Below are 11,834 nucleotides of genomic sequence, written 5' to 3'. Positions count from 1 at the left end.
AGCACGACCGCCAGCCGGCCGCTCGCGAGCCTGTCAGGCGCACGACGGGTAGCGTCCGTCGTTGACACAGGAGGCGACGTTCCAGGGGCCCGAGCGTCAGGCCTCAGGCATCCGCGCTGTCCACGCCGAAGATGCGCAGCGCGTCAGCCGCGTAGGTGTCCAACTGCCGCTGCGTCTCGGCCGCATCCCACCCCAGGCGGGGGGCCATGACCTCGGCGGCCACGCGGGCGGCGGCGCGGCCCTGGTCTCGTGTCTCGAAGGCCACCTTGAGGCGGCGGATGAGCAGGTCGGACAAGGTGTGCGCCAGCTCGTGGGAGACGCCCCACGCGGCCTCGGCGGCGCGGTAGGGCAGTCCTGGCGCGAGCGGGCGGGCCAGCGCGGGCTCCTGACGGGTGAGGGCCCACACGCGGCGCCAGCGGCTGCCGTAGGCGCGGACCAGGTGGACGGCGGTGGCGGCGTCGCCCACCTCGGCGGTGGCGGCGGCGAACTCGGCGTCCATGCTGGGGATGTCGCCGCCGGGCAGGGGCAGCATCTCCGTGGGTGACTTCCGGTGGGGCAGGCTCAGGTGGCGCTCCACCGAGTCCACCACGTCGCGGGCCATGACGCGGTAGGTGGTGAGCTTGCCGCCGCTGATGGCGAGCACGCCGGAGGGGCTCACGTCGATGGCGTGCTCGCGGCTGGCGCTGCCCGCGTCGGCCGCGTTGCCCTGGTAGCCGGCGGCCACGAGCGGGCGGATGCCGGCCCACGCGCTCACCACGTCCTCGCGGGTGAGGTGGGCCTCGGGGAAGAAGGCGTTGGCGGACTCGAGGAGGTACGCGACGTCGGCCTCGCTGGCGCGCACCTCGGCCGGGTGGGCGCGGGTGGACGTCTCGGTGGTGCCGATGATGGTGAAGCCCTCGGCGGGCAGCACGAACATGACGCGGCCGTCCTTGGGGGACAGCAGCGTGAAGGCGTCGTTGTGGCGCAGGCGCTCGCGCGGCACGGCGAGGTGGACGCCTTTGCTGCCGCGCACCGCGGGGCTGGTGCCGTCGGGCGCATCCAGCTTGCGAATCTCGTCGCTCCACGGGCCGGTGGCGTTGACGATGGCGCGAGCGCGCACCGTGACTTCCTCGCCGGTGAGGTGGTCCACGACGATGGCGCCCTGGGCCTTGCCGTCCTGGAGGACGAGCCGCCGCACGGAGGCATGGTTGAGGACGGTGGCACCGGCCTCGGAGGCGCCCACGGCGTTGGCGAGCGTGAGGCGCGCGTCATCGGTGGCGGCGTCGTAGTAGCGGGCGCCGCCCTTGAGGTTCTCCATGCGCAGGCCGGGCTCCATCTGGTGGACCTGGCGCGCGTTGAGGCGCTGGTAGCCCTTCACGTTCCGGAAGAGGGAGAGGGCGTCGTAGAGCATGAGGCCCGCGTTGAGCTTCCAGCGCGGGACGCGCGCGCCTGCGTAGACGGGCCAGATGAAGGCGAGCGGCCGCACCAGGTGCGGCGCGAGTTGGAGCAGCCGTCGGCGCTCGATGCTGGACTCGAAGACGAGGCCCAGGTGGCCATGCTCCAGGTAGCGCAGGCCGCCGTGGATGAGGCGCGACGAGCGGCTGGAGGTACCGCTGGCGAAGTCCTCGCGCTCCACCAGGGCCACCTTGAGGCCGCGCAGCGCGGCGTCACGAGCCGAGCCCGAGCCGGTGACCCCTCCGCCGATGATGAGGACATCGAACTGCTGGGCGGCCAGGGCCCGCAGGCGCTCCGCGCGAGGCGGAGGGGCGGGAATGTCGCCCTCGTCGGTGGACGGCGGAAGCAGCGCTGCGGATTCGGAACGCACGGGAAGAGTTTAATGACGACGCCCCCGCCACGGAATCCGAATTCACCGCGCCGCGTCAAGCGCACTACATGCGGAGGTGTTCCAGGGGGTTGGGTGAGTGTGCGGAAGGGTGCAGCGACCGGGGAAGGGCGCCTTGCGTGTGCAGGGCAAGACGGATAGGAGGCGCTCGACCCCACCCCTCCCCTGTTCCGAGCCTGCGTGCTGAACCCCCATGACCGACGAGACCTGGCGTGCCTGGGACTGATGGTCCTGGTGTACGGGCTCGCCGTGTCGCCGGTGCTGCACGCGGTGGTGGGGCACGGAGGCGGGCTGGGAGGCACGAGGGCAAGGTACGCCCATGTGCATGACGGGGAGGGCCACACGCACGGTGAGCCCGAGCGCCCTGTCCACACGCCTGGGACTCCGGACGAGGGTGGGCCCGCGAACGGGCATGGGCCTGACGGGCACCAGCACCTGACGGGCTCGGTGGAGCACCTGCACGCGATGGCGGCGTCGTGGGTGGTGACGAAGCTGCCGCGGGTCCGTGGAGTGACGTGGTGGGCGGAGGTCCCGCGTCCCGTGTCCTTCGTGACGGGGGCCGCGCCCCGTCCGACGGCGATGCCGCAGGGCCCCTAGGCGGCACGCGCTGGAAGTGGGTCCACGGGTGTCGTGCGCCGAGCACGGTGCCGCCGTGAGACGCCTCCGTGTCGTTGCCTTGAAACCGTCCTGCCGGTGGAGCCGTACCTTGGGGCGCATGAGCCGCGTGTCCTGCGCGAGCGCATGAGTCCCCCGGGGCGTGTCCCGCACCGCTGTCTGTCATTCCATGTCCTTGTTCCTTCTGTCCGCGCTCTCGACGTGTGTGCTCGCCGTGTCCCCTGCCCTTCCCCAGGAGGCGGCGGCTGGCGACGCCATGCCCGGGGACAGGGCCAACTCGGCAGCGCCGGCGGAAGCTCGAGCCCAGGACACCGCCCCCGTCACGGATGCGCCGCGTGAAGTCCGGACCCGGGACGCAGCCGCACCGCTCAGGCCAACGCCACCCATCGCCCAGCCGCGAGACGGCGCCCTCCAGCGCACGCAAACTCCAACCGACGCCGAGGCTCCCACCCCGGCGCTAACGCAAGCGCCCCCTGACGCCGAAGACGCCGCCGTCCCATCCACGGAAGCGCAGCGCGCTCCCCAGGCGCAGGACACCTCGCTCCAGCCCACGGACGCGCCCACCGACGCGCCCGCGGAGTCCCCCTCCACGGTGGTCCGGGGCACGAGGCCCACGCAGAGCGCGGCGGAAGTGACGCTCGGCCGGGACATCCTGGACGCGGCGCCGCGAACGAGCGCGGTGGACCTGCTGCGCGCGGTGCCAGGGCTCGTGGCCTCGCAGCACAGCGGCGAGGGCAAGGCGCACCAGCTCTTCCTGCGTGGCTTCGACGCCCTGCACGGCCAGGACGTGGAGCTGGACGTGGGCGGCCTGCCGGTGAACGAGGTCAGCCACATCCACGCGCTCGGCTACGCGGACACGAACTTCGTCATCCCCGAAGTCGTTCAGTCGCTCGAAGTGACGGAGGGCTCCTACCGCGCGTCACAGGGAGACTTCGCCGTCGCCGGCACGGTGCGCATGAACCTGGGCGTGGCGGAGCCCGGCATCCACCTGGCGGGAACGCTGGGCCAGTACGGGCAGCGGAGGCTCGTCGTCTCGGTGCGCCCGGGAGAAGACGAGGGCACCTTCGCCGCGGTGGAGCTGGGCGAGGGCAAGGGCTTCGGCGCGCAGCGCGGCTACGGCCGGGCCTCCCTCCTCGCCCAGGCCACCGCGAAGCTGGGCGAGGGGCTCTCGGTGCGTGCGCTCGGCGGCAGCTACGTGACGCGCTTCGACTCGCCCGGAGTGGTGCGCGAGGACGACCTGCTCGCGGGCCGCGCCACGTTCTTCTCCCCGTCCACGGGGCGGCAGGGCGGCACGGCATCGAGGCACCAGCTCCTGCTCGGCGTGGAGCTACCGCGCACCGGCAAGGGGCGCACGAAGCTGGAGGTCTTCGGCATCCTCTCGGACCTGCGGCTGCGCAACAACTTCACCGGCTTCCGGGTGGACGCGCGCGGTGACGGCCTGGAGCAGACGAACGACGGCACCACGCTCGGAGCGCGCGCGGAGCACCGCCGCACCGTGACGGCCTTCGGTCGCCCCGTGGCGGTGGAGCTGGGCCTGGGCGCCAGGCGCGACGGCGTGGAGCAGACGCAGCGCCGCTACCGCGAGTCGGACGGCACCTTCTTCGCGGAGGAAATCGACGCGAGCTTCACGCAGACGGACGTCTGGGGCTGGGCCGAGGCGAAGCTGTCCCTGGGCCGCTGGGCCCTGCGCCTGGGAGGCCGGGCGGACGCGCTGGGCGTGGAGGTCTTCGACGCGCTCGCCTTCCGGGACCCGCGCTTCTACGACGGGCAGGGCTACTCGCGCAGCGCCTTCGGCATGCACCTGGGAGCGAAGGCGGGAGCGGAGTACGCGCTCGGAGACAGCGCGGACGCCTGGCGCCTGTTCGCCAGCTATGGAGACGGCTTCCGCTCGCCCCAGGCGCGCAGCCTGGCGGAGGGAGAGCGCGCGCCCTTCGTCTCCGTGCGAGGCGCGGAGCTCGGTGCCCGGCGCGACGGTGAGCGCTGGGCGGTGCAGCTCAGCCTCTTCGGCTCTCAGGTGGACAACGACTTCTTCTTCGACCACGCGGTGGGCACCACCGTGTATACGGGCGAGACGCTGCGCTCGGGAGTCTCCGCGGCGCTCCAGGCCCGCCCCGTGCCCGGCGTCGTCGCCTCGCTGAGCGCCACCGTGGCGCACGCGTACGTGACGGACACGGACACGCTGCTGCCCTACTTCGCGCCATTGGTCGCGCGCGCGGACGTGGGGTGGGAGCGCCCGCTGCCGTGGGCCTCCGCCACCTTCGCCGTGGGCACGGGCCTGACGCTGCTCGGCCCGAGGCCGCTGCCCTTCGACGAGCGGAGCAACAGCGTGTTCCTGGCGGACGCTCACCTGGAGCTGAGGCGGGGCGAGGTGGGACTGAAGCTGGAGCTGAAGAACGCACTCGACGCGCGCTGGCGTGACGGCGAGTTCGTCTACAGCTCGCGCTTCGACCCCGACTCCGCCGCGAGCCTCGTCCCGGCAAGACACTTCACCGCGGGGTCGCCACGGATGGCCTCGCTCACCCTGGAGGTCCACCTGTGATTCGCGGACACGTACTGACGGGAGCGCTGGCCCTGGCCGCCGCGTCCACGGCCCTGAGCGGCTGTGGCAGCGAGGCGGAGCGGCGCACCTTCCCCGTGGAGGTCGCGGCCACGCTTCCCACGGGCGCCAACGAGAAGGGCTGGACGGTGACGCTGGACTCCGCGCACGTCTCCGTGGGCCCGGTGCGCTTCTTCGAGGGCCGCGTGCTGCTGACCCGGCGCGCGCCACGCTTCGACTGGTACTCGCTCATCGGAGGCACGGCGCACGCGCACCCGGGACACTACCTGCCGGGAGACGCGATGGGCGAGGTGCTGACCACCACCACGGTGGACCTGCTGGCGGGGGCACCGCTGGGAGACGCGAGCGCGGTGACGGGTGAGTACGGCTCACTGGAGCTGACGCTGGCCACGCCCACGGCGACGACGGATGAGCGGGGCCTGCTGAGCGGTCATGCGGTGCGGGTGACGGGCACGGCGCGCAACGGGGACGGGGGCTCGGTGCGCTTCGAGGCGGTGGCGGACCTGCCGGCACCGGTGGCCGGCGTGCGCTTCGAGAAGTCGATGGGGATGGAGGCCGGGCGCGTGCGCATCGCCGTGGACCTGGGCAAGTGGCTGGGCCGCATCGACTTCGCCACCGCGACCGACCTGGACGCGGATGGCATCTTCACCTTCCCTGTCGGCAGCCAGGCGCGGAACGCGCTGGTGCGCGGCATGGAGGACACCACCACCTACGTCGTGACGTGGGAAGAAGGAGCTGCGCAATGAAGAAGTGGCTGCTGGGACTGTCGTGCCTCGGGCTGGTGGCGTGCAGCGATGGCACGGGCAACGTGACGTTCACCACGTACGGGGAGGACTACATCGAGAAGGAAATCCCCGCGTCCGCCTTCGCGGATGGCTGGAGCGTGCGCTTCAGCAGGTTCCTGGTGACGCTGGGCGAGGTGAAGGTGGCCACGGAGGACGAGACGGCCGCCCAGCAGGACACATCGCGCGTGTTCGACGTGCACAAGCCCGGCCCCGTGGTGGTGACCTCCTTCCAGAACCTGCCCGCGCAGGACTGGGACCGCGTCAGCTACGCGATTGTGCCCGCGCAGGACGCGGAGGCAGGCAATCCGGACGCGCAGGACCTGGAGCGGATGAGGTCCGCGGGGTACTCGGTCTACCTGGAGGGTTCGGCGACGAAGGGCACGGTGACCAAGCGCTTCGAGTGGGGCTTCACCACGAACACCCTCTACGAGGACTGCGAGAGCGAGGCCCAGGGCGCGGGCGTGACGATTCCGAAGGACGGCGAGGCCTCGGTGGAGCTCACCATTCACGGCGACCACCTCTTCTTCGACGACCTGCAGTCGCCGGACGCGAAGATGCGCTTCGACGCACTGGCCGCCGCGGACAAGCTGGGCATCGCCGGCGCGGACGACCTCGTGACGCTGGAGGAGCTCGCGGCGGTGGACCTGACGGAGCTGCCGCAGGGCCAGTACGGCACGGGCGGCGTGGGCGGCGTGCGCAACCTGCGCGACTTCGTCACCGCGCTGGTGCGGACGGTGGGCCACTTCCGGGGCGAGGGAGAGTGCTCGCCGAGGTCCCGCTGACCGTCGAGCGGCGCGGAGCCGGGAGCCGGGAGTAAAGCGCGATGGCGCGGTGAGCGCGGAGTGGAGCGCCGCGAGTGCTCACCGCGCCATCGTCCAGGAGCCGGGACCGACCCTTCCCGGCCCTGGAGAGGTTGCGTGAAGCAGTCCCGCCGGCTCAGCTCTTGTTCGTGGAGCCCGAGCCCGGGGTGAAGCCGCCGCCACTGGTGCCACCCGAGGAGCCGCCACCGGGGGTGTTGGTGGAGTGGCGGGGGTTGTTCGGGTTCATCTGGTTGGAGCGGTTCTCCTGCGCGGACTTCTGCGCGGGGTTGTTGGGATTCTTGGTGTTGGAGCGCTGGTCATTGGGGCTGGGGGTCTTGCCACTGTCCTTGCTCATGGAGCCACCTCGGAGTGCCCGGGCGAGAATGCCTGGGAGGTGCGCAAACTAGGGAGGATGCCGCGGGGGGACACTCGACCGGCGGGCCCGCGGGGTGTCGTGAAGCGCACGGCCGTCCGGGGCTCGCGCAACGGGGCTGCGCCTGGTGCCCCCCGGGTGGATGCCACCGGGAGCGAGCGTGCCTACCTCCTTGCCCGAGGAGGTGATGGACGCGTGAGGATGGTGACCTATGAACGCAGCGGGCGGACGAACACGGGTGCGCAGGCGCTGCGGCTGGAAGACGTGAAGCACCTGCGGGTGCTGGAGCAGGGCGAGGTGGTGGTCGAGCGCGCCCTCACGGCGGACGAGGTGCGGCGGCTGGCCCCGCTGCTCGAGGAGGCCGGAAAGGGTCCCGTGCCCGCCGTCATGGTGCCGCAGGCGGGCGGCCCGGACTCACTGGCGGTGACACTGGCCTTCGAGGACGAGGAGTCCCCCCGGGTGCGCCTGGCCGCGGAGCGACTGCCGGCGCGCGGAGCAGGTGCGGCCTACGACACGCTGCTCGCGGAGCTGGACACCCTGCTGACAGCCGAGCTGCACGCGCGAACCCCGCGCCATGCCCATGCGGTGCTGCCCCATCAGCTTCGCGAAGAGGAGTAGCACCGGCAGACGCGGAGTGAAGGTCCTGCTTCACGGTGACCGGGCATCCGGGCACCTCCGGCCCGAGGTAGGGCGAAGTAGGCTTGCCGGGGCGCCGGTGTTCTGTGAAGAGAGAAGGATGAAGCGGGTGCAGTTCTCCGTGCATCGCACGGTGGGAGAGGCGCGGTTGCTGGCGGGTGCGCTGGAATGCGCGGGCGTGTCGGTCGACGTGCGTGGCGAGTCGCTCGTCCCGCTGAGTGGAGAGATTCCGAGCGGGGAGACCTGGGTGGAGCTGTGGCTCTTCCCCCAGGACCTGGAGCACGCGCGCGGGCTGGTGGCGGAGCTGCGGGAGAACCAGGAGGCGGCGGAGCGCTCGGTGGAGTGTCCGCGATGCCACGAGGAGAACCCGGGCAACTTCGAGTTGTGCTGGAGCTGTGGTCTGGAGCTTCCCTCGGGGCTGCGGCCACGGCTCCGGGCCGTCTAGGTCGCCGCCGAAGCGGTTGCGGCGCGGGCTCCAGGGAGGCATGGAAGTGCGGCGGGCAGAGCGGGAGCAAGAGGGGTCCGTGGACCATCCGTCGATGTCGGCAGGAGTGCCACCGAACGCTGCCGGCAGGCGTCACCGGCCGCACCTGGACCGCAGCCTGCGCGGCGTCCTGTGGGTATGCGCTGGCGCCTTCCTCATCCACCTCATCCCGCTCTTCCTGCCCAGGAACATGCCGGAGCAGGAGCTGGCCATTGCCCGCGCGCTTCCAACGGCGGAGCAGCGGGTCCAGTTCCTGATGCCGCTGAGGGAGCATCCCAAGGCAACGCCCGCGGAGCTGCGCGAGGCCGCGGAGCTGCTGCTGGAAGGAGCTCCCGGGCAGGCGCGCGAGCTGGCGCAAGAAGCCGAGCGCAGGGACCCGAACGCGGTGGAGACGCAGCTGTTGATGGCGCGCATCTGTGACGTGGAGCGCATGGACCGCTGCGTGAATGCCTCGCTGGAGCGGGCGGCCCAGGTGGCCCCGAACGACGCCCGGCCCGACCTGCTGCGTGCGGAGCTGAGGGAGAAGGACGGAGATGTCTCCGGAGCGGCCGAGTCCGCCGGAAGGGCCTATGGAAAGGCACCGGCGGACCCGCTGATTGGCCTGCGCTATGTGCGGCTGCTGAGCGCCTCCAGGCAGGGAGGCGAAGCGCTGAAGGTGTTGGGAAGGCTGGAGGGCAGCATGCCGCGCTCCAGGCTGCTGGTGGAGCAGGGCCGGGTGCACGCGCAGGACGGACGGGACGCCGAGGCGATCAGGCTCTTCCGGAAGGCGGTGGAAGACGACCCGAGGCTGGGCGTCGGCTTCTTCGAGCTGGGGCTGGCGTGGTACCGGCTCGGGAACCTGGAGGCGGCGGAAGAAGCGCTGCGCGAGTCGGACCGGCTGGAGCCGTCGAATCCCAAGGGGCTGGCGGCCCTGTGCGCGATGCAGCTCAAGGCGGGGAACATCGACGGCGCGCGCCTGACGCGGATGGACCTGGAGCGCCGCTTCTCCGGCAAGCAGGAGCTGATCCGTCAGTCGTGCAGCATGCCGTGAGCTGGTGCGCCGGCGGTGAGTGGCCCCGGTGCGCGTACAGGAAGCAGGGCGAAGGAGCCGCGGAGGGGTGCCCAGTCTGGCTCAGCGCGGTTCGATGCCGCGAATCTGACGCAGCATGCGCGCGGACGCCTTCACCTCCACGTCGACGGAGCCATCCGCGCGCTCGGTCCGGACGACGGCCAGGAGGTAGGGCATGGCCTCGGCGTCGCGCTCCTGCTGGAAGAGCAGCTCGCCCAGGGCGAACCGGGCGCGCGTGAGGAGGACGATGTCCTCGGCCGCCACGGCGGCGTCGATGGAGTCGCTGAGGGCCGACTCGGCCAGCTCGGGCTGTCCCCTGGCGAGCAGGTCGCGAGCGCGCTGGAGGTGTTCCTGGACGTTCATGGGAAGGACAAAAGGGCGGTGGCAGGAGGACGCCGGGGGCTGCTCCGGGTTAAGGGTAGCCGCTTCTCATGGACGAGAAGCGCATCGCCGAGCTGGAGCTCCGCTACATGCAGCAGCAGGACATGCTGCAGGAGCTGAGCACCGTGCTGTACGAGCAGGAGAAGCTCATCGCCACCCTCCGGGCCGAGGTGGAGGTGCTCAAGCAGAAGCTGGAGGGAGACCCCGGCCTGGTGGACGCCCGGCAGCAGGAGCGTCCACCTCACTACTGAGGCTCAGAACCGGTAGCCCACCTTCAGGCCGATGATGGGGTTGGGCTCCAGGTAGCCCACCTCGATGCCAATGCTGGCGGCCTTGCCCTGGAGCCCGAACCCGAAGGCGGCGTGGGCGCGGAACTCGTCGCCGCGGCCGAAGACAATCCAGGGCCCGGCCATGCCCTCGATGTAGACGCGGTTGTTGGCGATGTTGGCGCGCAGGTAGACATCCAGCGGGATGCCGATGTCGTTGCCGTCGGTGATGAGAGTCGCGCCGAAGCGAGCACCGACCGACAGGGGACCGGCAATGCGCCCCTCGACGCCGAGCGTGAAGTTGAAGGCGGCGCTCTCATCGACCCAGTAGTCGGCTCCAAGCCCGGCGCGGATGGCGGCGGCTTCGGAGGTCGTAGGGGCGACGAAGAGGCCGACCGCGAACAGACCGCCGAGAAAGGGACGAAGCAGCTTCATGCGAGAGGCTCCTCTCAGTTGCGGGGGAGTTCCACTCAATCAAGCCGCAAGGGGCGAGGCCAGCCACACCGCACCTCCCACACACTGAAACACGGATTTTCCACGCTGTGAGCCAGCCCCAACGGAAGGCAGACACTCACAGCGGACGTTCGAGCAGGGCCGTGAGTCTCCGAGCCGCGCGCGTGGAACTCCTGTGCGAGCACGGCTGGAGTGTCCGCGCCGGGCGGAGCGCGAAACCGGACGTTACAGACGCTCCATGAAAGCGATTCGCTATCACGAGGTGGGAGCGCCCGAGGTATTGCGGCTCGAGGAAGTCCCCGAGCCGATACCGGCGCCTGGAGAGGTGCGCATCCGGGTCCGCGCGGCCGGAGTGAACTTCGCGGACACGGAGCGACGTCGAGGACTCTACGACGCCAGAGTCCCCCTCCCCCGAATCCTCGGAAGCGAAGCCGCAGGTGTGGTGGACGCCGTGGGGCCCGGAGTGAGCACGGCCTGGGTGGGCCGCCGGGTGGTGGCCCTTGCGTCAGCCAGCTACGCGGAACAGGTGATTGCGCCGGAGCACGAGCTGCTCGAGCTGCCTGAGCGTGTTTCCTTCGAGGAGGGCGCCGGACTCCTCGTCCAGGGGCTGACGGCCTGGCACATCGTCCACACGATGGGGCAGCTGTCCGCGGGCCAATCCGTGCTCATCCACGCCGCCGCGGGTGGAGTCGGCCTGTTGGCGATACAGCTGGCGAAGTCGGTGGGAGCCCGCGTACTCGGAACCGTGTCGAGTGAAGCGAAGGGTCGGCTCGCTCGAGAACTCGGTGCCGATGAGGTGCTCCTCTACGGAGACGGAGACCTCACGGAGCGAGTCCTGGCGCGGACCGGGGGCCGGGGCGTGGACCTCGTATTGGACTCGGTGGGCGCGAGCACCTGGAAGTCGAGCCTGGAATCCCTCGCACCCTTCGGGCACCTGGTGGCCTATGGCAACGCGAGCGGCGCCCCGCCGCCCCTGGAGGTGGAGGCGCTCTATGCGAAGTCCGTGAAGGTGAGCGCGTACTGGCTGCGTACGCCACATCCACCAGAGCTCAACCGCCGGGCCCGCGAGGCGCTGCGCACCGAGGTCGCCGAGGGCCGGCTGCAGGTACGGCTGGGCCTGGTGCTGGAGCTCGCCCAGGCCGCCGAGGCCCACCGCCAGCTGGAAGGCCGGGGCACCGTCGGAAAGGTCGTCCTGCGCGTCCCGTAGCGCTACGGCAGGCACGCGAAAAAAAAGAAAACCCCCGGTACCCAGAAGGGTAACGGGGGTCTTCAAAAAGAATCCGGCAGCGACCTACTCTCCCACGCGGTTTCCCGCGGAGTACCATCGGCTCTGGAGGGCTTAACTTCCGTGTTCGGGATGGGAACGGGTGTGACCCCTCCGACATTGCCACCGGAAAAGCTGAAGTGCATACAAAGGGTAAGTTTCAATTCCTGCGAGTGAAGCCTCGCAATAGCGTTGGTGCCGCTTCCGGGCGAGTGCGCCTTCGCGCACTCGAGCCTCGGCCTTGGCCCCGAGTCCCTTACTCCCCTTGAGGGGGCAGCAAAGAGAACGGGGAAAGTAAGCCGCTCGACCAATTAGTACCGGTTAGCTCAACGTGTTACCACGCTTACACA

The 11,834-nt window shown here is 70.8% G+C and carries 13 protein-coding genes and 1 rRNA gene; 9 read left to right on the top strand and 5 right to left on the bottom strand.

Annotated elements, in window-relative coordinates:
* Positions 1-103 precede the first annotated feature (103 nt).
* A complete protein-coding gene (gene glpD / locus LXT23_RS36965) occupies positions 104-1,804 on the bottom strand; it encodes a glycerol-3-phosphate dehydrogenase (protein WP_253985134.1) in 1,701 nt (566 codons plus the stop codon).
* Positions 1,805-2,002: 198 nt separating this feature from the next.
* On the opposite strand from glpD, the gene LXT23_RS36960 reads away from it, so the two are divergent.
* The 4 genes from LXT23_RS36960 (at position 2,003) to LXT23_RS36945 (ending at position 6,561) form a co-directional block, all read left to right on the top strand.
* The gene (locus LXT23_RS36960) at positions 2,003-2,419 is read left to right on the top strand and encodes a hypothetical protein (protein WP_253985133.1); all 417 of its coding nucleotides are present in this window, start codon (positions 2,003-2,005) and stop codon (positions 2,417-2,419) included.
* Between the two features lie 187 nt (positions 2,420-2,606).
* Entirely contained in the window at positions 2,607-4,976 is a 2,370-nt protein-coding gene (locus LXT23_RS36955) for a TonB-dependent receptor domain-containing protein (RefSeq protein ID WP_253985132.1), read from the top strand.
* Complete coding sequence (locus LXT23_RS36950) at positions 4,973-5,740, top strand: hypothetical protein (protein ID WP_253985131.1); 768 nt, start codon at positions 4,973-4,975, stop codon at positions 5,738-5,740. Before LXT23_RS36955 ends, LXT23_RS36950 begins: the two co-directional genes overlap by 4 nt.
* Positions 5,737-6,561 (top strand): hypothetical protein, encoded by an 825-nt coding sequence (locus LXT23_RS36945; RefSeq protein ID WP_253985130.1) that lies wholly within the window; start codon positions 5,737-5,739, stop codon positions 6,559-6,561. Before LXT23_RS36950 ends, LXT23_RS36945 begins: the two co-directional genes overlap by 4 nt.
* 154 nt (positions 6,562-6,715) lie before the next feature.
* Here the strand turns inward: LXT23_RS36945 and LXT23_RS36940 are convergent, their stop codons facing one another.
* A complete protein-coding gene (locus tag LXT23_RS36940) occupies positions 6,716-6,934 on the bottom strand; it encodes a hypothetical protein (protein ID WP_253985129.1) in 219 nt (72 codons plus the stop codon).
* 213 nt (positions 6,935-7,147) lie between these two features.
* Between LXT23_RS36940 and LXT23_RS36935 the strand changes: the two genes are divergently transcribed.
* The 3 genes from LXT23_RS36935 to LXT23_RS36925 all read left to right on the top strand — a co-directional run bounded on the left by LXT23_RS36935 (position 7,148) and on the right by LXT23_RS36925 (position 9,102).
* A complete protein-coding gene (locus LXT23_RS36935) occupies positions 7,148-7,570 on the top strand; it encodes a hypothetical protein (RefSeq protein ID WP_323379123.1) in 423 nt (140 codons plus the stop codon).
* A gap of 118 nt (positions 7,571-7,688) precedes the next feature.
* On the top strand, positions 7,689-8,033 hold the full coding sequence (locus tag LXT23_RS36930) for a DUF2007 domain-containing protein (RefSeq protein ID WP_253985127.1): 345 nt from the start codon (positions 7,689-7,691) through the stop codon (positions 8,031-8,033).
* A gap of 106 nt (positions 8,034-8,139) precedes the next feature.
* A complete protein-coding gene (locus LXT23_RS36925; protein ID WP_253985126.1) occupies positions 8,140-9,102 on the top strand; it encodes a tetratricopeptide repeat protein in 963 nt (320 codons plus the stop codon).
* Between the two features lie 81 nt (positions 9,103-9,183).
* Here the strand turns inward: LXT23_RS36925 and LXT23_RS36920 are convergent, their stop codons facing one another.
* Entirely contained in the window at positions 9,184-9,483 is a 300-nt protein-coding gene (locus LXT23_RS36920; protein ID WP_253985125.1) for a hypothetical protein, read from the bottom strand.
* Between the two features lie 68 nt (positions 9,484-9,551).
* Here LXT23_RS36920 and LXT23_RS36915 point away from each other — a divergent pair, with 68 nt between their 5' ends.
* Positions 9,552-9,752 (top strand): SlyX family protein, encoded by a 201-nt coding sequence (locus LXT23_RS36915; protein WP_253985124.1) that lies wholly within the window; start codon positions 9,552-9,554, stop codon positions 9,750-9,752.
* A gap of 3 nt (positions 9,753-9,755) precedes the next feature.
* On the opposite strand, the gene LXT23_RS36910 is transcribed toward LXT23_RS36915, so the two are convergent.
* Positions 9,756-10,202: a hypothetical protein gene (locus tag LXT23_RS36910; protein WP_253985123.1), complete on the bottom strand. Its 447-nt coding sequence runs from the start codon at positions 10,200-10,202 to the stop codon at positions 9,756-9,758.
* 256 nt (positions 10,203-10,458) lie between these two features.
* Between LXT23_RS36910 and LXT23_RS36905 the strand changes: the two genes are divergently transcribed.
* On the top strand, positions 10,459-11,427 hold the full coding sequence (locus LXT23_RS36905; protein ID WP_253985122.1) for a quinone oxidoreductase family protein: 969 nt from the start codon (positions 10,459-10,461) through the stop codon (positions 11,425-11,427).
* A gap of 71 nt (positions 11,428-11,498) precedes the next feature.
* Here LXT23_RS36905 and rrf read toward each other — a convergent pair.
* Positions 11,499-11,615, bottom strand: a 5S ribosomal RNA gene (gene rrf / locus LXT23_RS36900).
* Between the last annotated feature and the right edge of the window lie 219 nt (positions 11,616-11,834).

This window comes from Pyxidicoccus xibeiensis (assembly GCF_024198175.1).
Taxonomy (GTDB): Bacteria; Myxococcota; Myxococcia; order Myxococcales; family Myxococcaceae; genus Myxococcus; species Myxococcus xibeiensis.
The sequence above is the reverse complement of the archived record's forward strand: the minus strand, read 5'-3'. Positions and strand labels throughout refer to the sequence as shown.